Below are 23,321 nucleotides of genomic sequence, written 5' to 3'. Positions count from 1 at the left end.
ACAAAAAAATGAATAAGTCAAATTCAATTTTTAGATTAGGATTAAACACTGCAATCGCATTGCTAGTCTTTTCTGTGGCCAGTTGTTCCAAAGATGATCCAACTGTTACACCAACACCTACACCTACCCCCACTCCGACACCTACGCCTACGCCAACTTTTAATGGACCAACGTATGCCGATAATTATTCATCTATAGCTTCTTGGGGTACTAATTCACAATGGAATTTAGCCAATGTTCATGATCCGTCAGTAGAAAAATGTGGCGAATATTATTATATGTACCAAACCGATGCATCCTATGGAAACGCTCATGATGGTCACGGACATTTTCCTTACAGACGTTCGAAAGACCTTGTTACCTGGGAATATATGGGGTCGGTTATGGCCACAGCTCCTGCTTGGATAAAAGATTCTTTGAATAATAAAAGAGCCCGAATGGTTCCTGCTTTACCTCCGATTGAAAATCCTAGAATGGGTTATTGGGCACCTTACATCAAGAAAGTAGGTAGTAAGTACCGAATGTATTACAGCATTGTGGTAGACGAGCCAATTGTTGGAACCAATTTTGAAGCTTCATGGTCAGAAAGAGCTTTTATCGGATTGGCAGAGTCTGACGATTTAGCAACAAATGTATGGGTAGATAAAGGAATGGTAGTATGTTCAGAACCTGATGGAGTAAAACCATACTCTTTTACTGGTGCTAGAAATTGGGAAAATGCCTATTTCAAATTCAATGCCATCGACCCTACATTAATTATCACTCCAGAAGGAGAACACCATCTAATATACGGTTCTTGGCATTCGGGTATTGCTTCGTTAAAACTCAATCCTGCAACCGGAAAACCAGATCAGCTGAAAACGTTGAGCGATTATGGAACAAAAATAGCGTCGCGAAGTGCTACTAGCCGCTGGCAAGCATCTGAGGGACCAGAAATCATATACAATCCGGATAACCAATATTACTATCTTTTCTTGGCTTATGATGGTTTGGATGTTCCATACAATACTAGAGTTTGCCGTTCCAAAAGCATTACAGGGCCTTTCGTAGGAATCAACGGTGCCAATGTAACAAATGGAGCCGACTGCTGGCCAATGCTTACACATCCTTATGGGTTCAATGGTCATACAGGATGGGTTGGATTTTCGCATTGTTCTGTTTTTCAAAACCCAGAAACCAAACAATGGTTTTACGCCTCACAAGCTCGTTTGCCAAAGGATGTGCCCGGAATCAATGCGTCAAATGCTATTATGATGGGACACGTTCGTGCCATAAAATGGACAGAAGACGGCTGGCCTGTTGTTGATCCTGAAAGATATGCTGCTGTACCGGAAACCACCATTTCAGAAGCTTCATTTGTTGGGAGTTGGGAACAAATTACAATGAATTACCAATATGCTGTGATTCAAAAATCAGTGACTGTCTACTTAACAGCTGACAAAAAAGTAAGTGGCGGTGTTACTGGCACTTGGTCTTATGACAGTACTGCCAAAACATTGACTGTAAATGGCATAAAATGTAAAGTAAGCGATGCTTGGGACTGGGAAAGTGCCACGCGCAAAGTAACGCTAACTTATTCTGGACTTACTGCTGCTGGAGTTCCTATTTGGGGCAAAAAAATAAATTAAACTTTTACAATCAAAACCCTTTTTTAAGCTTTAAAAAAGGGTTTTGAATTTCGGCAAATCCCGTTTTTATAAAATCTGACTCTAATGAAAAAAATATTTATCCCAATACTTTCTTTTGTCTTGATGACATCAGTCAAAACAATAGCACAAGATAAAGCTTTGGCTCCCGCCAATGAACAAAAAACCGCACCAGTTACCAATAATCCAATTATAAAAGACAAATACACAGGAGATCCTGCCGCTTTGGTTTACAAAGACAAAGTGTATCTGTATGCCGGACACGATGAAGCTCCAAATGATTTTAACTTTTATAAAATGAACGAATGGCTTGTTTATTCTTCATCAGATATGGTGCATTGGCAGGAGCATCCCGTTCCGCTGAAAGTGACTGATTTCGCTTGGGCAAAATCCGATGCTTGGGCTGCACAAGTGATTGAGCGCAATGGCAAATTTTACTGGTATGTTACTGTTGAACACGGAACCATAAATGGAAAAGCGATTGGAGTTGCTGTTTCAGACAGCCCAACTGGTCCTTTCAAAGACGCATTAGGAAAAGCGCTTATCACAAATGATATGACGACCCAAACCAATATTAGCTGGGATGATATCGACCCAACTGTGATGATTGATGATGATGGACAGGCCTATATTTTTTGGGGAAATACAGTTTGCCATTATGCCAAATTAAAAGCAAACATGACAGAACTTGATGGTCCCATCCAAACCATTTCATTACCTAATTTCACCGAAGCACCTTGGATTCACAAACACAAAAACTGGTATTACTTATCGTATGCCTATCAGTTTCCTGAGAAAATTGCTTACGCTATGAGTAAATCCATTACTGGACCATGGGAATACAAAGGAATTTTGAATGAAATAGCAGGAAATTCGAATACCAATCACCAAGCGATTATCGATTTCAAAGGAAAATCCTATTTCATTTACCACAATGGAAGCATCGAGCCGAATGGCGGCAGTTTTAGAAGGTCGGTTTGTGTAGATCGTTTGTTTTACAACAAAGACGGGTCGATGAAACGAGTGATTATGACAACGGAGGGAATAACGAAGTAGATTGCAAATTGCATCAATATGAATGCAGAATTTCACACTAAGATTTACTGAATTGTTTTTCTCGCAAAGACGCAAAGACGCAAAGTTTAGAACTGATTTCTTTGCGCCTCCGCCTCTTTGCGAGAGAAAAGAAAGATTATTATATGTTTAAAAAAAACCATACCATGAAACCACATAAACACATACAACTCCTATATTCCCTCTTACTTCTTTTAATTGGGACATCCACAGTTGCACAAGACATTACCGTTCATGATCCTGTGATGATCAAGCAAAAAGACACCTACTACCTGTATTGCACCGGAAAAGGAATCAGCGTTTTCAGTTCCAAGGACTTAAAAAACTGGAATAAGGAACCTCAAATTTTCCCAGAAAAACCGCTTTGGGTAGACGCAGTAGTTCCCGGTTTTGACAACCACATTTGGGCTCCGGACATTTCTTTTCACAACAATATTTACTATTTATATTATTCGATTTCCGCTTTCGCAAAAAATACTTCGGCGATTGGTGTAACAACCAATACAACTTTAGATCCAAAAGACCCAGCTTACAAATGGGTCGATCAGGGAATTGTGATTCAGTCCGTTCCCAACAGAGATCTTTGGAATGCTATCGATCCTAATTTGACATTCGATGAAAATAATACGCCTTGGCTGGCTTTCGGTTCTTTCTGGGAAGGATTAAAAATGGTCAAATTGAATCCTGATTTAAAATCAATTGCACAGCCACAGGAATGGCATACGATTGCTAAACGCAAAAGAACATTCGAACTGGCTGATTCCGATCCGGGAGACGGCGCACTCGAAGCTCCTTTTATCTTCAAAAAGAATGGTTATTATTATCAATTTCTTTCTTGGGATTTATGCTGCCGAGGAGAAAAAAGCACCTATAAAGTAGTTGTTGGAAGATCGAAAACCATTACAGGACCTTATCTTGACAAAGAAGGAATATCATTAAATCATGGTGGAGGAACTTTATTAATTGAAGGAGACAAAAACTGGTTCGGAGCCGGGCACAACAGCACCTACACTTTTGAGGGAAAAGATTATATCATCTATCACGCTTATGATGCCAAACAAAATGGAAAGCCTCTTTTGCAGATAAAACAATTGCAATGGGATGCTGATTTATGGCCAACACTTTAAGAAAAGAGACTAAGTCGCTAAGATTCTGAGTTAGAAAAAAATCATTTCCATGCTAAAGTTACCTACATAATCTTAGAAACTGAGTGTCTCAAATTTTTAGAATCCATAAAATTATTTTAAAAATGTATTTTATACACTTATTTTATTTATCTTGCAGCTTGCTAATAAAAACCGTTTATGAAATCGTCATTAACAAACAGTTTGCGAAAGCAAACACCAACAAATAAAAAGGCGATACCATATATGACCAATGACAATTAAATTTTACATATATGAAAATTTTTAATTTAAAAAACCACACATTGCTTCTGTTCGCTTCATTATCGCTCTCAAGCGCTATGAATGCTCAGAACGCTATATCCAAAAACTCAGGATATACCATAACGCCAGTTAACATTCAAAACGTAAAACTAACTGACGCTTTTTGGCTGCCAATTATAAAAAGAGTTCAGGAAAAAACCATCGATTACGCCATTCATAAATGTGAGGAAGAAGGCCGTCTTGACAATTTCCTGATTGCTGGGGGCAAAATGAAAGGAGAAGTAAAAGGACAAATGCCTTTTGACGATACCGATGTCTACAAAATAATCGAAGGCGCTTCGAATACTTTAATAAGTGAACCCAATCCAAAACTGGAAAAATTATTGGATTCCCTAATCGAAATTATCAAAGTAGGCCAAGAAAAAGACGGATATTTAACCACTTGGAGAACCATCAATCCAGCCAAACCACCTGCGTCTTGGGTTCCGGTTATTGAAGGAAAACGTTGGGAATCGTTGGGAATCAGTCACGAGCTGTACAACCCTGGACATATGATAGAAGCCGCGGTAGTGCATTATGAAGCAACTGGAAAAAGAAATTTCTTGGATATCGCCATCAAAACTGCCGATATGTTAGTGCGTACTTTTGGTGACAATCCCGATCAGATTCAAGGTGTGCCGGGCCATCAAATCGTTGAAACCGGTTTGGTAAATCTCTATCGAATCACCAATAACAAATCCTATCTGAAATTAGCCAAATACTATCTCGACAATAGAGGGAATCCAAAAAACCATAAACTATATGGTGCTTATGCACAAGATGACATTCCAGTTATCCAACAAAAAGAAGCGGTTGGCCATGCCGTGAGAGCCGTGTATATGTATGCAGGAATGACTGATATTGCCGCAATATATAACGACAAAGACTACCTGAATGCAGTAAATGCTTTATGGTCTAATATGGTCAACAAAAAAATGTACATCACTGGCGGTATTGGCGCCATCCATGATGGAGAAGCCTTTGGCAAAAACTATGAACTGCCTAACCTAACCGCTTACAACGAAACTTGTGCCGCCATTGGCGATGTGTACTGGAACCACAGACTGCACAGCATGACAGGAAACTCGGATTATTTTAACATAATCGAACGCTCATTATACAACGGATTAATTTCTGGAATTTCATTAGACGGAAAACAATTTTTCTATCCTAATGCTCTGGAATCCGATGGGGTTCATAAAAACAACAGAGGCTCTTGCACCCGCCAGTCTTGGTTTGACTGTTCTTGTTGTCCAACCAATTTAATTCGTTTTATCCCTTCAATTCCTAGATTGATTTATTCGACAAACAAAAATGAGCTTTATGTAAATTTATACGCTTCGAATACAGCAAAAATTGCATTGGACAAAACCGAACTGGAAATCTCCCAAAAAACGAATTATCCATGGGACGGTAAAGTTGCAATAACTGTTTCTCCTAAAAAAGAAAGCGAATTCACTGTAAAACTAAGAATTCCTGGTTGGGCCAGAAATCAAGTTTTGCCGGGAGATTTATACACTTATAAAAGTGTCGCTTCCGCAAAAACTGCGTTGACGATAGACGGAAAACCTACAGAATATAAAGATGATAATGGATACATTACCATTACAAGAAAATGGAAAAAGGGCGAAATCATAACACTTGATTTCCCAATGGAAGTAAAAGAAGTGGTAACCAATACTAAAGTAGAAGGCAATATCGGGAAAGTGGCTTTAGAATACGGCCCGATTGTATATGCTATCGAAGAAATAGACAATCCAGCCAACTTTGACAAAATCACTATCGACGCCAATGACACTTTTAAAGTTGTTAAAGAAGATAATCTTTTAGAAGGAGTAAATACTATTCAAACAGACAAACTGAAAGCAATTCCATATTACTCTTGGTCAAACAGAGGTGTCGGAAAAATGAAAGTTTGGATAGATTTAAAAAAATAAATTAAGAGACTAAGTCTCTAAGTTACTGAGAGGCTAAGATTTTTGTACTAAAAAAAGAAATAAAAAAATATGAAACCAAATTTAATCACCAAAATAACCCTTTGCGGTCTTTTATTAAATGGCATTTATGCTAATGCGCAGCAAACAACTCTTGAAGTAAACACCAGCAAAACCATTACCAAGATTCAGCCAACTATGTATGGTGTGTTTTTTGAAGATATCAACTTTGCAGCCGATGGCGGTTTGTATGCAGAAATGGTTAAAAACCGTTCTTTCGAATTTGACACCCCGCTTATGGGTTGGGCACAACCCAACAGTGATCGACATTCTTTCAACAAACAATCGGGTATTGCCACGACCATCAAAGTAAAAGAGAACAAAACCAATCCTAACTTTTGCCGTGTGCTTATCAATGACGACAAAGGATTCGAAATAATCAATGAAGGTTTCCGTGGTATGGGAATCAAGAAAGATGCGAAATACAATCTTTCGCTAAAAGCGGCAAACCCAAGCGGCAGCATCAAAAAAATTATAATTCAGTTTATTGATAAAGACAAAAAAGTTCTGGGCGAAACCAGCATCACCCCTACTGCTACCGATTGGCAAAATTACACTGCACAATTTACAGCTGCACAAACAGAAGCAAAAGCGCAATTGAAAATCACTTTTCAAGGAACAGGAACTATCGATTTAGATATGATTTCATTATTCCCAGAAGACACTTGGAACAATAGAAAAAATGGCCTGCGTAAAGACATTGTACAGTTATTATACGATATGAAACCGGGATTCCTGAGATTCCCAGGTGGCTGTATCGTTGAAGGAAGAACGCTTGCTGAACGTTACCAATGGAAAAAAACAGTTGGTGATGTGGATAAAAGAGAAACCTTAATCAACCGTTGGAACATCGAATTCAAACACAGACCTGCACCTGATTATTTCCAGACTTTCGGATTGGGATTCTTTGAATATTTCCAGCTTTCAGAAGATATTGGAGCCGCTCCTCTTCCTATCTTGAGCTGCGGTATGGCATGCCAGTTCAACACTGGAGAATTGGTTCCTATGGCTGAACTGGATCCTTACGTACAGGATGCTTTGGACTTAATTGAGTTTGCAAACGGAAGTGTTGATACTCCTTGGGGTAAAGTGCGTTCGGATATGGGACATCCAAAACCGTTTAATTTAAAACACATCGGTGTGGGTAACGAACAATGGGGGCCGCAATACATCGAAAGATACAAAGTTTTTGAAAAAGCCATTAAAGACAAATATCCAAACATAATTATTGTTTCGGGTGCCGGACCATCTCCAGAAGGTGATTATTTTGTTTATGGCATGCAGGAATTAAAAAAACTAAATGCTGAAATTGTAGACGAGCATTATTATAAAGATGCAAAATGGTTTAGAGAAAATGCAACCCGTTACGACAATTATGACCGAAAAGGACCAAAAGTGTTTGCTGGAGAATATGCAGCACAGAGTGTTGCTACAGTAAGCCCTGAAAACAAAAATACTTGGGAATGCGCTTTCTCCGAAGCTGCTTTTATGACAGGTCTGGAACGAAATGCAGAAGTGGTTCACTTAACTTCATACGCACCTTTAATGGCGCATTCCGAAGCATGGCAATGGACACCTGATATGATTTGGTTCAACAATTTAGAAACTTATGGAACGGCTAATTATTATGTGCAAAAATTATTCGCAAACAATAAAGGAACTGATTTATTATCGATAACCAAAGATGGTAATGCACTAACTGGTCAAAATGACTTGTTTGCATCGGCAGTGAAAGATGTTGACACCAAAGAAGTAATTGTAAAAATAGTAAACACTTCTGCGAAAGCACAAGACTTGAGTCTTGATTTAAAAGGCAGCAAATTGCAGTCCAAAGGAACCGTAATTACTCTTACAAGCCCAAACACTAATGATGAAAATTCATTTGCTTCACCTAAAAAAATCAGCCCGAAAGAAAGCGAATATACGTTGAAAGGCGAAAAAGCAGCTTTGAATGTTCCTGCCTATTCTGTGACAGTTTTGAAGTTGAAAATGAAATAATTTCAAAGCAAAACAAATTAAGTGTTTTTTATACACTTATTAAATAATTATATATATATTTGTACTATATAAAAAGAATCATGATGAAAAATTATGTAATAGGATTAGATTATGGCTCAGATTCTGTTCGCGCAGTATTAATTGACACTGAGAATGGACAGGAATTAGCGTCAAGCGTTTGTGATTACAAGCGATGGAAAAACAAAGAATATTGTAATGCCTCTATAAATCAGTTTCGCCAGCATCCTTTGGATCACATCGAAGGATTAGAAACTACCATAAAATATGTAGTCGAAAACAGTAAAGTAGATCCTTCACTTATTCGAAGCATCTGCATCGACACCACAGGATCTTCACCAGTACCAGTTGCCGAAGATGGAACACCATTGGCACTGACCAAAGGCTTTGAACATAATCCAAATGCCATGATGGTTTTATGGAAAGATCACACGGCGATAAATGAAGCGAACGAAATAAATGAATTGGCAGCCAACTGGGGTGGAGAAAATTTCACAAAATACGAAGGAGGAATTTATTCTTCAGAGTGGTTTTGGGCCAAAATATTACATGTTGCCAGAGAAGACGAAGCAGTTAAAAAAGCAACTTACACTTGGATGGAGCATTGCGATTTAATGACGTATTTATTAATCGAAAATAAAGATTTAAAAACATTCAAAAGAAGCCGTTGCGCTGCGGGTCACAAAGCAATGTGGCACGAAGACTGGAATGGTTTGCCTCCTGAAGAATTTTTAGGAAAATTAGATCCATATCTAGCGACACTTCGCGGAAAATTATATAATGAAACCTACACATCCGATTTAGTAGCAGGTAATTTAAGCCAAGAATGGGCAACACGATTAGGGCTTTCTACTGATACCGTTATTGCAGTAGGAACTTTTGATGCACATTCAGGAGCTGTGGGGGCCAAAATAGACGAGCACACTTTAGTTCGCGTAATGGGAACCTCAACTTGTGACATTATTGTTGATACAAAAGAATCTATTGGAACAAAAACAGTTCGCGGAATCTGCGGACAAGTTGATGGTTCTGTAATTCCAGGATATATTGGACTAGAAGCCGGACAATCTGCTTTTGGAGATTTACTGGCTTGGTACAAAGAATTATTATTGTGGCCAACCGATAATTTATTAGCTACTTCTACCCTTTTGACTGACGAGCAAAAAGAACAATTGAAAGCGGAAATCAGCGATAAATTAATCGTGCAGTTAACTGCTGAAGCTGAAAAAATTCCGTTATCAGAAAGCATACCAGTTGCCTTAGATTGGATTAACGGGCGACGAACTCCAGATGCAAATCAAGAACTTAAAAGCGCAATTGCAAACTTATCTTTAGGAACAAAAGCACCGCATGTATTCAAATCATTAGTAAATGCGATTTGTTTTGGTTCTAAAAAAATAGTGGATCGTTTTGAAGAAGAAGGCGTTCGTATTGACACCGTAATTGGCATTGGAGGTGTGGCGCGTAAATCGCCATTTATCATGCAGACTTTAGCTAATGTTCTGAACAAACCTATCAAAGTAGCTTTGTCAGATCAGGCACCTGCATTGGGAGCTGCCATATATGCTGCCGTTGCTGCCGGAATTTATCCAAACGTGATTGAAGCGAGCCAAAAAATGGGTAGTCCTTTTGAAAGCGAATATGCTCCGCAACTAGATAAAGTAGCTGCTTACAACAAATTGCTTTGTGCATACGACCAATTAAGCGCTTATGCTGATCCATCAATTAAAAAAAGAAAAAATGAGCTCTATATATAAAGATTTAAAGCAAGAATGCTACGAAGCAAATATGCAGTTGAATGCATTGAATTTGGTAGTTTATACTTTTGGCAACGTAAGTGCAGTTGACCGCGAGAAAGGTGTTTTTGCCATCAAACCAAGCGGTGTTCCTTACGAAGACTTAAAACCCGAAGATATCGTGATTGTTGATTTTGACAATAACGTTATTGAAGGAAGCTTACGCCCATCTTCTGATACAAAAACGCATGCTTATTTATACAAAAATTGGCCAAACATTGGTGGTGTGGCGCATACACATGCGACCTATTCAGTGGCTTGGGCACAATCTCAAAGAGACATTCCAATTTTTGGAACCACTCATGCCGACCATTTAACCTCAGATATCCCATGTGCAGAACCAATGGCAGATCACTTAATCGAAGGTAATTACGAGCATAATACCGGAATCCAGATTTTGGATTGTTTCAAAGAAAAAAACCTTTCATATGAAGAGACAGAAATGGTGCTAATAGGAAACCACGGTCCATTTGCTTGGGGGAAAAATGCTGCCAAAGCAGTATACAACAGTAAAGTATTGGAAGTCGTAGCCGAAATGGCATACCTGACTTTGCAAATAAACCCTAATGCTCCTCGATTAAAAGATTCTTTAATCAAAAAGCATTATGAACGCAAACACGGAAAAGACTCCTATTACGGACAGTAAAGGAGAAGGTTTAAAATTGTTTAAAAGTTTAAACAATTTAAACTTTTAAACAATTAAACATTTAAAATAATTAAACAAAAAACATAATGATAGATATATCTCAAAAAGAAATTTGGTTTGTAGTAGGAAGCCAAGAATTATACGGTGAAGAAACACTACGAAAAGTAGCTGAACATTCTCAAATAATTGCAAAAGGATTGGATGCCTCTTCGAAATTACCAGTGAAATTGGTATACAAAGATGTGGTAAAATCACCTGCACAAATCTTGAATGTATGTTTGGAAGCGAATTCCAACAAAAACTGCATTGGTATTGTAGCTTGGATGCATACTTTTTCACCAGCCAAAATGTGGATTGGTGGTTTAAGTATTTTGAATAAACCATTATGCCATTTACATACACAATTCAACGCAGAAATTCCTTGGGCTAGTATTGACATGGACTTCATGAACTTGAACCAATCGGCTCACGGAGACAGAGAGTTTGGTTTTATCATGTCCAGAATGCGCAAAAAACGCAAAGTAATTGTTGGTCACTGGGAAGACGAACGTGTTCAAACCAAAATAGGAAACTGGACAAGAGTAGCTTTGGGTTGGAACGAATTACAAAATCTAAAAGTAGCTCGTATTGGTGATAATATGCGTGAAGTTGCTGTTACCGAAGGAGATAAAGTAGAAGCTCAAATTCGTTTTGGCGTTTCTGTAAATGGATACGATTCTTCCGATGTTACAAAACACATGGAAAAAGTAACCGACAAACAATTGAACGATTTATTGGCTGTTTACGAAGCTTCTTATAACTTAACTCCATCATTGAAAGAAGGCGGAGCTCAAAGACAATCATTGGCAGATGCTGCAAAAATCGAATTGGGATTGAGAGCTTTCCTTGAAGAAGGAGGTTTCGGAGCATTTACAGACACTTTTGAAAACTTAGGAGCCTGGAAACAACTTCCTGGAATTGCAACGCAACGTTTAATGGCCGATGGATACGGTTTTGGTGGAGAAGGCGACTGGAAAACTGCTGCAATGGTAAGAGCGTTAAAAGTTATGAATGTAGGACTTGAAGGAGGAACTTCTTTCATGGAAGATTATACGTATCACTTTACACCTCAAAAATCATATGTTTTGGGATCACACATGTTGGAAATTTGCCCATCTATCGCTGATGGAAAACCATCTTGCGAAGTACATCCATTAGGAATTGGAGGAAAAGAAGATCCAGCCCGTTTGGTATTTAATTCACCAGCCGGAGATGCAATTAATGTATCACTTGTAGATATGGGAACTCGTTTTAGATTAATAGTTAACGAAGTAACAGCTGTAAAACCAATGGCTGAATTGCCAAAACTTCCGGTAGCACGCGTATTGTGGGACTGCAAACCGAACCTTGACATCGCTGCTACAGCTTGGATTCTAGCTGGTGGTGCACATCATACAGTTTATAGTCAAGCGGTAACTACTGAATTTATGGAAGATTTTGCTGATATTGCTGGTATCGAATTATTGGTAATCGATGCAAATACGACTATCCGCAATTTCAAAGATACTATCAATGCTAATGAAGCTTATTTCCATTTGTTTCAACACGGTCTATAATAATTTAGGTCTAAATAACAGAGTCTTAAAGTCAGAAGAAATAGAATTAAATTTTTATATTTTTGACTTTAAGGCTTAGCCTTTTAAATAACTAAAAAACCAAAAAATAATAAAATATATGAATCTAGTAAAACGTTTTGTCTATGGAATTTCCATTTTAAGTTTAGTAAGTATGAATATACAGTGCAAAGGAGAGAAAAAAGCGGACGCGGCAGAAACTGCGCAAGAAGCTAACGCTACAGATTCAGTATCTATAGCAAAATCGGTATATGGTAAAACCGATAAAGGGGTTCAAATCGACCAATATACTTTGAAAAACCAAAAAGGAATGGAAGTAAACATCATTACGTATGGTGGAATTATTTCGTCCTTAAAAGTGCCTAATAAAGCAGGAAAATCAGAAGAGGTGGTAATTGGTTTTAATTCATTGGAACAATACCAAAAAGCCAATCCGTATTTTGGTGCGCTAATTGGAAGATTTGGCAACAGAATTGCGAAAGGTAAATTTACTTTGGACGGAAAACAATATTCATTGGCTATCAACAATACTCCAAATGCTTTGCACGGAGGACCAGAAGGTTTCCACAGAGTAGTTTGGACTGCGGAAGAAGCTAAAGGCGGTGATACTGCTTCGCTAAAATTGAAATATGTAGCCAAAGATGGTGAAGAAGGATATCCTGGAAACTTAACCGTTTTTGTTACTTACACTTTGAACAAAGACAACGCATTGGACGTGCTTTACGAAGCTACAACTGACAAGAAAACAATTGTAAACTTAACGCAGCACTCTTATTTCAATCTATCATCTGATTTTTCTAAACCAATTTTGGATCATGAAATTACTATTGATGCTGACAAATTGGTTCCTGTAGATGCTACCCTTATTCCAACTGGGCAATTGACTGATGTGACTAATACGCCATTCGATTTTAGAAAACCTAAATTGGCAGGAAAAGAAATTAATGCTGCGGACGATCAATTGAAAAAAGGATTGGGTTACGACCATTGCTGGGTGTTGAACAACCAAGACAAAGGAGACCGTTTGGTAGCCTCTGCTTATCACACAGGAAGTGGAAGATTATTGGAAGTCTTCACCGATCAGCCAGGAATCCAGTTTTATTCTGGTAACTTCCTTGACGGAACTTTACCAATGAGAAACGGCGGAACGTATGCACACAGAACTGGTTTTTGTCTTGAAACACAGCATTATCCAGATTCTCCAAATCAAAAAGATTTCCCAACGACTGTGTTAAGTCCGGGAGAAAATTATAAAACAAAAACAACTTTTAAATTTTCGGTTAAGTAATTTAAAAACATACTAGTTATTATATAAAATTTAGTTATTAGTTAGATATCTAGTCTAAAGCTAATGAAAATTAGTTTTAAAAATTCCTCGGGAGGTTTGTACTTTCTGAGGTTTTTTTATGGAATTAGGTTTGCCATGAATTTAATTCTTTAGTCATTCAAATTGTATAAATTCGTAGCCAGAGCGATAGCGGACAGGCGAAGCAAATTCATGGTAGAAAATTTTCTAATTAAATTTGATAAAAATGGCATTCAAGCATTTATTTAAAGCAGAAGTAAAATGGACTTCAAATCAAAATCAAGAAGATTCAACAAAGCGGTTTTACAGTAAAAGCCATACTGTTTTGATCGAAGGAAAACCAATTTTAAATGTTTCGGCTGCGAAAGCGTTCAAAGGTGATCCGGAATTATACAATCCGGAAGATTTACTTTTAAGCAGCTTGGTTTCCTGCCACATGATGTCCTATTTGTATATCTGCTCTCAAAACGGAATAGAAGTTTTGGAGTATTCAGACAATGCCGAAGCAACGCTTGAGGTTTCTCCAGACGGAAGCGGGCGTTTTGTTACAGTCACATTAAATCCTGAAGTAAAGATTTCCAATTCAAGTCAAATTCAACTGGCTTTGGATTTACATAAAAGAGCAAATCAATTATGTTTTATTGCTAATTCCTGTAATTTCCCCGTTTTGCATAATGCAAATTGTGGAGTAAAATAAATATTGATCCTTGACATTACAAGTGAAACAAAAAGACCATAAAACCAAAAAAACCGCTTCTTTCGAAGCGGTTTTTGTACCCGGAGCCGGAGTCGAACCGGCACGGTTTCCCACAGGTGTTTGAGACCAGCGCGTCTACCAATTCCGCCATCCGGGCTTAGCTAGACATGGAATAATAAACAATCATTCCAAACGCAATAAAGAGACAATTTATATTAACAATTATCTTTTCCTTTAACACGGTGCAAATGTAAAAAATATTTTTAAACATTCTAATAAAAATACTTAAATTTTTCCTTTCAGAGTTGATTTTATTTTCTAAATTTGCACCTCCTAAAAAAAGGAATCCACAACTAACTACAAAACAACAAATTAAATGTCACACCTAGAACCAGAAGCTAAAATTTTTGCTTGTTCAAAAAGTGAATATCTTGCAGAGAAAATTGCAAAGGAATACGGAATCCCAATGGGGAAAGTTACCATGTCTACTTATAGCGATGGTGAGTTTCAACCTTCTTACGAAGAGTCAATCAGAGGGTTACGTGTTTTTATAGTTTGCTCAACGTTTCCTACTGCCGATAATTTAATGGAATTATTGTTGATGATTGACGCTGCAAAACGCGCATCAGCAAGACACATTACAGCTGTTATACCTTACTTCGGTTGGGCAAGACAAGACAGAAAAGACAAACCAAGAGTGCCGATTGGAGCAAAACTAGTAGCCAATTTACTAGATGCTGCAGGAGCAACAAGGATAATGACCATGGATTTGCATGCTGATCAAATACAAGGATTCTTCGAGAAACCAGTAGATCACCTTTTTGCATCCACTATCTTTTTACCATACGTAGAAAGTTTAGGTCTAGACAATTTAATGATTGCTTCACCAGACATGGGAGGATCGAAAAGAGCTTACGCTTATTCTAAATTCTTAAATTCTGAAGTAGTAATCTGTTACAAACAAAGAAAAGCAGCCAACGTTATCGAAACAATGGAGCTTATCGGAGAAGTAAAAGGCAAAAATGTAATCCTAGTGGATGACATGATTGACACAGGAGGAACTTTGGCGAAAGCCGCCGATTTAATGATCGAAAAAGGAGCCTTAAGCGTAAGAGCAATTTGTACTCACGCCATATTATCTGGTGCTGCTTACGAAAAAATTGAAAATTCAAAATTGTTGGAACTAATCGTAACCGATTCTATTCCGTTAAAAAAACAATCAAACAAAATAAGAGTAGTGAGTTGTGCACCTCTTTTTGCCGAAGTAATGCACATGGTACACCACAACAATTCCATTAGCGGAAAGTTTTTAATGTAGATTTTCTTAGTCCCCAGTGATTAGTCCTTAGCGATTAGTCAGCCAATAAGGACTAAAAAACTAACCATTAAGGACTAAAAAAAGAGTTTAATTAATAACTATATAAATATTTACAATGAAATCGATTACAATTAAAGGATCAGAAAGAGAAAGCGTGGGCAAAGTAGCTACTAAAGCCTTACGTAATGCTGGATTGGTTCCTTGCGTATTATACGGAGGAAGTCAAGCAGTTCATTTTTCAGCGGAAGTTATAGCTTTCAAGAACTTGGTTTACACTCCAAACGCACACACAGTTGTGATTGAACTTGGAAATGGAAAAACTTTCAACGCTGTTTTACAAGATATCCAGGTTCACCCGGTATCTGACAAAATTTTACATATTGACTTCTTTCAAATCTTTGATGACAAAGAAATCACTATTGAAGTTCCAGTAAAAATCGTTGGAAAATCAAAAGGAGTTATGGCAGGTGGAGATTTACGTTTGAATACTCGTAAATTGAAAGTTAAAGCGTTACCAAAAAATCTTCCAGATTTTGTTGAAGCTGACATTACACCTCTTGACATGGGTAACAAATTATACGTTACTAAAGTGCCAACACCAAACTTCAAAATCATGCACCCAGACAATACAGTAATTTGTCAAGTGAAGATCTCTCGTGCGGCTATGAAAGCAGCGCAAGAAGCAGCAAAAGCAGCAAAAGCTCCTGCAAAAAAGAAAAAATAATACTTTTTCAATCTATATCAAAAGCATCAGTTTCACAACTGGTGCTTTTTTTTGCTCTAACTCGATTTGTGCAATTATTTTTTTACCACAAATTTCCACTGATTTCTTTAAACTATAATTTGTGAAAATTTGTGTAATTTGTGGCTAACTTTTTAAAATCAGAAGCGAAAGATCGGGTATTTCAGGTAACAGGGATTCCCGCTGTCCTTCCAATCCCCGCCCAAAAGCGGGGGGTTTTCCCTCCCATCGGGGCTAGTTAGGATTTATGGTTTTATTTTTGCTGTCACACTAACCGCAAAGTTCGTAAAGCTTTGCGTCCCTTGCGCTTCCTTTGCGAACTTTGCGGTTAAAAAATCAGTGCAAATCTGCTTATTCCGTTTAATCTGTGTGCCAATTTCACAAAGAAAACCTATTTTTGCACGATGATAAAATGGATCCAAAACCTGTTTTCATCACCAAAAACAGAAGAGAACACAGATAACATGAAGAAATTTTTAATCGTTGGCCTAGGTAACATTGGCTCCGAATACGTAAACACCCGACACAACATTGGTTTCAAAATCGTAGATTTCTTGGCCAAGAAAGAAGGAATCTCTTTCGAAACCGTAAAACTGGGTGCACTCGCCGAATACAAATTCAAGGGAAGAACCTTTTTACTGCTTAAACCTAATACTTATATGAATCTTAGCGGTAAAGCTGTAAAATATTGGATGGACAAGGAAAATATTCCGCTCGAAAACATATTTGTCATTACCGATGATTTAAATCTTTCGTTCGGAACCATTCGCATCCGAAAAAAAGGGAGCGATGGAGGGCACAACGGACTCAAAAACATCAATCTCGTTCTCAACACACAAGAATACACCCGCTTCAGATTTGGAATTAGTGACGAATTCAAAAAAGGACAACAAGTCGATTATGTATTGGGAGATTGGGATGACAATGAAAAAGCAAAACTTCCCGAAAGACTGGAACTCGCTTCCGAAATCATTAAATCTTTTGGAACAGCAGGACTGGAAAACACCATGACCACTTTTAACGGAAAATAAAAGAAAACAAAAAGGGAGACATTCGAATGTCTCCCTTTTTATATAAGTTTAAAAAAATCTATTCCACTATAATTTTAGAAACACCTTTTCTATCTCCATCAACCACAGTAACGATATAAGTTCCAGCTGATGCACTCTTCAATTGAATATTATGATTGAAATCTCCAGTGTTCTCAAACTCTTTATGGTATATTTTTCTACCTAACATATCGGCTACAGAAACCTTAATATCCGTAGCATTGGAACTTGAAAACCGAATAGTAAACTCTCCTTTATTCGGATTCGGATACAACACAAAATCATTGATTTCAAAACTAGGAGTTGCCAAAGTAGTGTAAGTACTTGAACAAATTTGTATGGATGCCGAATCGATTGTTCCTATGTCATTGACAAGAGGATCTCTAAATTTCAATTTCCAAGTGCCTTGAGGATTTTCCCCATTAAAAGCTGCTAAAGTACCTGCCGGAAAAACCGTTTGGATCGCAGTCGAACCACAATTTAAAGTCCCCCCCAAGTCATCATAGGTCAAATTCAAACTGCTATCGGTAGACCCACAAGACCTATCAAACAGTTTTACAGTCGTTCCGCTTGGACTAACCAGTTCAATTTGAACATCAGACAAATAGGTATGTGTAAACTTTAGATCAAAATTTACGTCGGTTATTTCCGAAGTGGATGCCGGCACTACAATGGTTTTCTCTGCATACGTTTGTGATTCCGGTATTGCAACTGGAAAAGCTCCTGTAAATGGATATGAGTTACAAGAAGTAACTGTACTGTAACCGATTGCAAATGACTTACTGTTCACCGCATAAAAAACATTGGCTGTCGGTTCTATCAAAATTCTGCAATTCTTGGCCGCCGTCATGGGTGCCGTAACAACTTCAGAACCATCATTTGGGGTATAGGATGCCAAAACCGTTGGAAAAGTCAAGCCTCCATCTGTAGATAGCTTAATATTAACATTCGCTGCTCCTACCAATAAGTTAGAACTATTTACACTCCAAGTTATCGTTTGTGAAGAACCCAAAACCCAACTGGAATCGGAGGTGTTTTGTGAAGTCACAGCAAATGGCCCTTTATTTCCATCAACAGTAAGTACCATCCCATCCGAATTAGTTTGTCCAAAACCCAAAGAGGCATTATCCCTAACCGTAAATACAAAATTCAAATTTCTTGCCACAGATGGAATCGCCTCCCAAGTAGTAACCAATTGACCTGCCAATACTTTTCCGAAAGCTGGAAAATAGCGCTTGGTAGCATTACTAGGCAAAAATGATCTAAAATTGGGTCCATTAGGTTTCGTTGAAAACGCAATACTGTTTCCTTGACTTTGGTCAGTAGCCGAGTCATTTTGTTCCCAACAATAGGTCAGTGTATTTCCGTTCGGATCTGAAGCAGATCCATCTAGAACAAAAGCCGTACTTTTTGGTATGGTATAATCTGATCCCGCATTGACAGTTGGTGTTTGATTGTTCAATGTCGTAGAAACTGGACAGGTTTTTGGTGCCAAATTATCCTGTATTTGCTTGATACTAGCATACGCAAAATAATCATCCGATTGACTTTGAACATTATAATCAGTAATTCCGGCGTAGCTCATTAAAGTTGACCCACTACCGGGCTCAACACTTACCCCAGTTCCCTCAATATCATGAGAAAAAGTATGATTTGCGCCCAATTGATGGCCCATTTCGTGCGCTACATAGTCAATATCAAAAGTTTCACCTTCGGGTACTCCATTTGATGGTGAAGTATATGCACTTCCTTTTCCATAGGACTCAGAATCAGGTGGATTAACACATACACACCCAATACAGCCAGCATCTCCTCCACCTCCGGTAGCCCCAAATAAATGACCAATATCATAATTTGCATTGCCAATCACCGAAGTCAAATTTTTCTGCAATTCCAAATTCCACTCACCATCATCAACACCAGCGGCTGCATCAGAATAAGGATCGGTAGCAGCATTGGTATAAATTATGTCAGCATTATTAGCAATGATTTCCAATTTAACCGCTAAGTCTCTATTGAAAATACCATTTACCCTTGTCATAGTAGCACTCATTGCAGCCAAGGCATCATTCTTGGTTCCGCCAAAATACTGTGTATATTCAGCCGTGCAAGACAATGCCAATCGCATCGTTTTAAAAACACCAGTATTGGATTTCATCTGACTTGTTTTTTTGACCAAAGCCTTATTTAACTCAACATCCACCGTTTTACAGGTTAATGGCAAAACTCCCTTGCTTCTTTTCTTAGAATTAGAAACCACATATATGGTTTTATTTTTCTCAAATGGCTCAATAAATTCAGAATCACTATCCCCTCTTAAAACCATAGTTTGAATACCCTTTGGAGAAACACTAAAACTAATAAACGCATTTGGATCAGTAATTCCCGTACCTGAATAGGCACGGATTTCCGGATATTTCGCCTGCAACTCAGGAGTAAAATTAGAAGATTCCACAACACTAAATTGCTCAATTTTACCAGTACTACTCGGAATTGCGACAACTATACTTTTGACTGATGAAGCACCAGAATGTAGTTTTTCAAGCGATTGTTTAAATTCAACTTCGTTTAAGTTGTACAAAAGTTGATGCTCCGATCCCAAATTGTTTTCTTTACTTTGGGCAATCCCCTTTTGGGAAGAACCCACCGCTGTCCAAGACGATTTGGCTTGAGAAAAACCAACAAAACTAATAGTTAACAACCCTAAACAAAATAGTAATTTACTCATAATTCTAAAAATTGATACACAAAATTAATTCATTTACAATGGAATATACAACGATTTGAAAAACGATTTAAAAAAAGCAGCAATTACAGTAGAATAATAGGCATAAATAGATTCATTTTAACATAACAAGCATTATAATTAATAAAAATAGAAACTTCTTATTCTTCTTTTTAAAATAGATACTATAAATTTGCAAAATATATAAAAATAGGTACTTTGAAAATTTTTCATTCCATAAACGACTTCCAAATTGCATCTGGGGAAAATGCAAAAAAAACAATTCTTACGTTAGGAACCTTTGATGGTGTTCATTTTGGGCACAAAAAAATACTGGAAAAAGTTACTCAAAACACTGAAAACGAAAAATATGAAAGTCTGGTACTTACTTTTTTTCCGCATCCTCGCATGGTCTTACAAGAGGATTCAGATATAAAAATGCTCAATACAATAGCCGAAAAAATAGAACTTTTGGATAAAATTGGAATACAAAACTTAGTCATTCATCCCTTTGACGAAAGTTTCTCCAGATTGACTGCTGAGGAATTTGTAAAAAACATCTTGGTCGATCAATTCCATATCCATAAAATAATAATTGGTCATGATCATCGTTTCGGACGCAATAGAACTGCCAACATTGATGATTTAAAAGCTTTCGGAGAACAATACAATTTTGAGGTGGAAGAAATTTCGGCTCAGGAAATCAAGGAAGTATCTGTAAGTTCCACAAAAATAAGACAGGCATTAATCGACGGCAATGTGGCTTTAGCCAATGAATACTTGGGTTATGATTACTCTTTAACCGGAATTATTATCAAAGGAAAACAACTGGGAAGAACAATTGGGTTTCCTACAGCCAATTTAAAACCGGAAGAAAATTTTAAACTTATTCCACAAAATGGTGTTTACATTGTCAAAAGTGTCATCAAATCAAAAACGGTGCTGGGCATGATGAACATTGGCTTAAACCCCACTGTAGAGGGCAAGAATCAAACTATTGAAATCAATTATTTCGATTTTAATCAAGATTTATACGGTCAAAAAATTACTGTTTCCATATTGGAAAGAATCCGATCTGAAGAAAAATTTGATTCGGTAGCTCATTTAAAAGAGCAATTGGAAAAAGATAGAAATACAGCTTTGGAATATTTTAAAAATCAATAATACCAAAGGCGACTGCAATATAGTCCAATCGTATTTTTATCACATCGAGCGCAGTCGAGATGCAATAAAGGTTTTCGATAGCACTCGAACTGAAAAATTGGACTTTTTTATAAAAATTATTGGTATAAAATCTTTCGAATAACATTATCTTTCTCGATAAAACCCCTTTTCTATACTGTCATCACAGTATTGAACTTAAAATCCAATGAATCACTATTAAAAATAACACTCTTATTTTTAATAGAAATTGTTGCCACCTGCCAAAATCATTTTGGAACCAAATGAATCCACTATCATTACAGTATAACGGAGAAAAAACTCTTCTTCCAATTATTACATTTGCGTCGATTATTTTCGTAAATTTATATCAACATACCTGATTACCAAACATATAATAAATTTCTAACTTTTAAAACCCAACGACATGAAAGTAAAAAAAGAAATTAAAAACGGGTTCTTCATTTTTATAGCAATAGGCACGTATTTCCTTTTAATGGAATTTTTGGGTTTATCCAATATTTTCTATTTGAGATTACTTAACGTGTTCTTCATTATTTATGCCGTAAATGATACCCTGCGATCAAGAATTACACATGGCAAGAGAAAGTTTGTTTCTAACGCTATGGCTGCCTTGACAACTTGTCTTGTAGGGGTTTCATTATCGATTGTAGGACTGCTGATTTACAGCTATATGAGAGGCGGTGATGCTTATATCAATAATCTATCGGAGACCTTTCTATTTGGTGGTCATCCATCAATCAATATGTATTGTTTTACCTTGTTTTTTGAAGGAATTGCATCTTCAATAATTGTAACTCTGTTGTTTATGTTGTACTATAATGACAAATTTATTGCCGATTAAACTATCCTTTTAAACAATTCATAGTAAGTCTTTTTAAGTCTGGCTCGTTGCTTCTTTGGAACAATTTGATTACTTTTGGGGCATCAAAATAAAGGATCGATGAGTATCACAAAACACAACTGGACGAAAGAAGAAATTATTGCTATTTATAATAAACCCATGATGGATTTGCTTTTTGAAGCAGCTTCTATTCATCGGGAGCATCACGACCCAAACGTGGTTCAGGTTTCTACTTTGGTTTCCATTAAAACTGGTGGCTGTTCCGAAGATTGTGGCTATTGCCCACAAGCCGCAAGATACAATACCGGAGTTGAAGGAAATAATCTAATGTCAGTAAACCAAGTAAAAGCACAAGCTCTTCAAGCCAAATCAGGAGGTTCTTCCCGAGTATGTATGGGAGCTGCTTGGAGAAACGTAAAAGACGGTCCTGAATTTGACCAAGTTTTGGAAATGGTTCGTACCATCAACAAAATGGACATGGAAGTATGTTGTACCCTGGGTATGATTACCGAAAACCAAGCACAGCGATTGGCAGAGGCAGGTCTTTATGCTTATAATCACAACTTGGACACTTCCGAGGATTACTATAAAGAAGTGATCTCTACTCGTGGATTTGAAGATCGTTTGCAAACTATAGAAAACGTTCGTAAAACTAGCGTTACGGTTTGTAGTGGTGGAATTATAGGAATGGGAGAAAGTGTTGAAGACAGAGCAGGAATGCTAGTAGCACTTTCTACTTTAAACCCACAACCAGAATCGGTACCAATCAATGCGTTAGTGGCAGTAGAAGGAACTCCGATGGAAAATGAAAAACCGGTTGAAATTTGGGAAATGATTCGAATGGTTGCAACCACCAGAATTGTGATGCCTGAAACTCAAGTTCGTTTATCGGCTGGAAGAATGAATATGAGCCGTGAAGGACAAGCGATGTGTTTCTTTGCTGGAGCCAATTCCATTTTTGCAGGAGACAAATTACTTACAACACCAAATCCAGATGTTAATGAAGACATGAAAATGTTTGATTTATTGGGTCTAAAGCCTCAAAAGCCATTTAAAAAAGCTGCACAGCGACCAACTGTTGAAGCAGTGGACTCACAATTTGAAGCACTAGGCGAAAAACCAAAATGGACTAGACCAGGCCATACGATTGAGAAAAACTTGGAAGCATCCATAAAAGGAAAATAATTTTTTTATAAATACTGTAAACCCCCATTTTCATAAAGAGAATGGGGGTTTTTAGTAATTT

General features: G+C 37.4%; 17 protein-coding genes and 1 tRNA gene. 16 read left to right on the top strand and 2 right to left on the bottom strand.

The window, feature by feature from the left end; all coding sequences use genetic code 11:
* Positions 1–8: 8 nt before the first annotated feature.
* The 10 genes from B0E44_RS16685 (at position 9) to B0E44_RS16640 (ending at position 14,215) form a co-directional block, all read left to right on the top strand.
* The gene (locus B0E44_RS16685; protein WP_077377864.1) at positions 9–1,628 is read left to right on the top strand and encodes an arabinan endo-1,5-alpha-L-arabinosidase; all 1,620 of its coding nucleotides are present in this window, start codon (positions 9–11) and stop codon (positions 1,626–1,628) included.
* Positions 1,629–1,712: 84 nt separating this feature from the next.
* Positions 1,713–2,702 (top strand): glycoside hydrolase family 43 protein, encoded by a 990-nt coding sequence (locus B0E44_RS16680; RefSeq protein WP_124019367.1) that lies wholly within the window; start codon positions 1,713–1,715, stop codon positions 2,700–2,702.
* 164 nt (positions 2,703–2,866) lie between these two features.
* Positions 2,867–3,847, top strand: a complete 981-nt coding sequence (locus B0E44_RS16675; RefSeq protein ID WP_077378353.1) for an arabinan endo-1,5-alpha-L-arabinosidase — start codon at positions 2,867–2,869, stop codon at positions 3,845–3,847.
* A 272-nt stretch (positions 3,848–4,119) separates the two neighbouring features.
* Positions 4,120–6,084, top strand: coding sequence for a glycoside hydrolase family 127 protein (locus B0E44_RS16670; RefSeq protein WP_077377861.1), 1,965 nt, complete (start codon positions 4,120–4,122; stop codon positions 6,082–6,084).
* Between the two features lie 69 nt (positions 6,085–6,153).
* On the top strand, positions 6,154–8,139 hold the full coding sequence (locus B0E44_RS16665; RefSeq protein ID WP_077377858.1) for an alpha-L-arabinofuranosidase C-terminal domain-containing protein: 1,986 nt from the start codon (positions 6,154–6,156) through the stop codon (positions 8,137–8,139).
* Positions 8,140–8,222: 83 nt separating this feature from the next.
* The gene (locus B0E44_RS16660; protein ID WP_077377855.1) at positions 8,223–9,914 is read left to right on the top strand and encodes a ribulokinase; all 1,692 of its coding nucleotides are present in this window, start codon (positions 8,223–8,225) and stop codon (positions 9,912–9,914) included.
* Positions 9,898–10,599: an L-ribulose-5-phosphate 4-epimerase gene (locus tag B0E44_RS16655; protein ID WP_077378350.1), complete on the top strand. Its 702-nt coding sequence runs from the start codon at positions 9,898–9,900 to the stop codon at positions 10,597–10,599. The genes B0E44_RS16660 and B0E44_RS16655 overlap by 17 nt, the downstream gene beginning before the upstream one ends.
* Positions 10,600–10,685: 86 nt before the next feature.
* Positions 10,686–12,194, top strand: coding sequence for an L-arabinose isomerase (gene araA / locus B0E44_RS16650; RefSeq protein ID WP_077377852.1), 1,509 nt, complete (start codon positions 10,686–10,688; stop codon positions 12,192–12,194).
* A gap of 118 nt (positions 12,195–12,312) precedes the next feature.
* Complete coding sequence (locus B0E44_RS16645) at positions 12,313–13,500, top strand: aldose epimerase family protein (RefSeq protein WP_077377850.1); 1,188 nt, start codon at positions 12,313–12,315, stop codon at positions 13,498–13,500.
* Positions 13,501–13,744: 244 nt separating this feature from the next.
* A complete protein-coding gene (locus B0E44_RS16640; RefSeq protein WP_077377847.1) occupies positions 13,745–14,215 on the top strand; it encodes an OsmC family protein in 471 nt (156 codons plus the stop codon).
* Between the two features lie 77 nt (positions 14,216–14,292).
* Here B0E44_RS16640 and B0E44_RS16635 read toward each other — a convergent pair.
* Positions 14,293–14,372: transfer RNA gene (locus B0E44_RS16635), tRNA-Leu, on the bottom strand.
* Positions 14,373–14,591: 219 nt separating this feature from the next.
* Between B0E44_RS16635 and B0E44_RS16630 the strand changes: the two genes are divergently transcribed.
* The 3 genes from B0E44_RS16630 (at position 14,592) to pth (ending at position 17,306) form a co-directional block, all read left to right on the top strand.
* A complete protein-coding gene (locus tag B0E44_RS16630) occupies positions 14,592–15,533 on the top strand; it encodes a ribose-phosphate pyrophosphokinase (protein ID WP_077377844.1) in 942 nt (313 codons plus the stop codon).
* A 115-nt stretch (positions 15,534–15,648) separates the two neighbouring features.
* Positions 15,649–16,257, top strand: a complete 609-nt coding sequence (locus tag B0E44_RS16625) for a 50S ribosomal protein L25/general stress protein Ctc (RefSeq protein WP_077377841.1) — start codon at positions 15,649–15,651, stop codon at positions 16,255–16,257.
* A 422-nt stretch (positions 16,258–16,679) separates the two neighbouring features.
* Positions 16,680–17,306, top strand: a complete 627-nt coding sequence (gene pth, locus B0E44_RS16620; protein WP_077377838.1) for an aminoacyl-tRNA hydrolase — start codon at positions 16,680–16,682, stop codon at positions 17,304–17,306.
* 58 nt (positions 17,307–17,364) lie between these two features.
* Here the strand turns inward: pth and B0E44_RS16615 are convergent, their stop codons facing one another.
* Positions 17,365–20,052, bottom strand: coding sequence for a reprolysin-like metallopeptidase (locus tag B0E44_RS16615; protein ID WP_124019366.1), 2,688 nt, complete (start codon positions 20,050–20,052; stop codon positions 17,365–17,367).
* 216 nt (positions 20,053–20,268) lie between these two features.
* On the opposite strand from B0E44_RS16615, the gene B0E44_RS16610 reads away from it, so the two are divergent.
* From B0E44_RS16610 to bioB, 3 genes are all read left to right on the top strand, one after another.
* Positions 20,269–21,213, top strand: coding sequence for a bifunctional riboflavin kinase/FAD synthetase (locus tag B0E44_RS16610; RefSeq protein WP_077377832.1), 945 nt, complete (start codon positions 20,269–20,271; stop codon positions 21,211–21,213).
* Positions 21,214–21,637: 424 nt separating this feature from the next.
* Positions 21,638–22,075 carry a hypothetical protein gene (locus B0E44_RS16605; RefSeq protein WP_077377829.1) on the top strand — a complete coding sequence of 146 codons (438 nt, stop codon included), beginning with the start codon at positions 21,638–21,640 and terminating at the stop codon, positions 22,073–22,075.
* A 99-nt stretch (positions 22,076–22,174) separates the two neighbouring features.
* Entirely contained in the window at positions 22,175–23,260 is a 1,086-nt protein-coding gene (gene bioB / locus B0E44_RS16600) for a biotin synthase BioB (protein WP_077377826.1), read from the top strand.
* Positions 23,261–23,321 lie beyond the last annotated feature (61 nt).

This window comes from Flavobacterium sp. A45 (assembly GCF_002001005.1).
Lineage (GTDB): Bacteria > Bacteroidota > Bacteroidia > Flavobacteriales > Flavobacteriaceae > Flavobacterium.
This window is presented reverse-complemented; position numbering and strand designations above follow the sequence as displayed.

Coding starts and splice junctions, on each gene's coding strand:
- B0E44_RS16685 (WP_077377864.1), top strand. CDS start 9: ATGAATAAGTCAAATTCAATTTTTAGATTAGGATTAAACACTGCAATC.
- B0E44_RS16680 (WP_124019367.1), top strand. CDS start 1,713: ATGAAAAAAATATTTATCCCAATACTTTCTTTTGTCTTGATGACATCA.
- B0E44_RS16675 (WP_077378353.1), top strand. CDS start 2,867: ATGAAACCACATAAACACATACAACTCCTATATTCCCTCTTACTTCTT.
- B0E44_RS16670 (WP_077377861.1), top strand. CDS start 4,120: ATGAAAATTTTTAATTTAAAAAACCACACATTGCTTCTGTTCGCTTCA.
- B0E44_RS16665 (WP_077377858.1), top strand. CDS start 6,154: ATGAAACCAAATTTAATCACCAAAATAACCCTTTGCGGTCTTTTATTA.
- B0E44_RS16660 (WP_077377855.1), top strand. CDS start 8,223: ATGAAAAATTATGTAATAGGATTAGATTATGGCTCAGATTCTGTTCGC.
- B0E44_RS16655 (WP_077378350.1), top strand. CDS start 9,898: ATGAGCTCTATATATAAAGATTTAAAGCAAGAATGCTACGAAGCAAAT.
- araA (WP_077377852.1), top strand. CDS start 10,686: ATGATAGATATATCTCAAAAAGAAATTTGGTTTGTAGTAGGAAGCCAA.
- B0E44_RS16645 (WP_077377850.1), top strand. CDS start 12,313: ATGAATCTAGTAAAACGTTTTGTCTATGGAATTTCCATTTTAAGTTTA.
- B0E44_RS16640 (WP_077377847.1), top strand. CDS start 13,745: ATGGCATTCAAGCATTTATTTAAAGCAGAAGTAAAATGGACTTCAAAT.
- B0E44_RS16630 (WP_077377844.1), top strand. CDS start 14,592: ATGTCACACCTAGAACCAGAAGCTAAAATTTTTGCTTGTTCAAAAAGT.
- B0E44_RS16625 (WP_077377841.1), top strand. CDS start 15,649: ATGAAATCGATTACAATTAAAGGATCAGAAAGAGAAAGCGTGGGCAAA.
- pth (WP_077377838.1), top strand. CDS start 16,680: ATGATAAAATGGATCCAAAACCTGTTTTCATCACCAAAAACAGAAGAG.
- B0E44_RS16615 (WP_124019366.1), bottom strand. CDS start 20,052: ATGAGTAAATTACTATTTTGTTTAGGGTTGTTAACTATTAGTTTTGTT.
- B0E44_RS16605 (WP_077377829.1), top strand. CDS start 21,638: ATGAAAGTAAAAAAAGAAATTAAAAACGGGTTCTTCATTTTTATAGCA.
- bioB (WP_077377826.1), top strand. CDS start 22,175: ATGAGTATCACAAAACACAACTGGACGAAAGAAGAAATTATTGCTATT.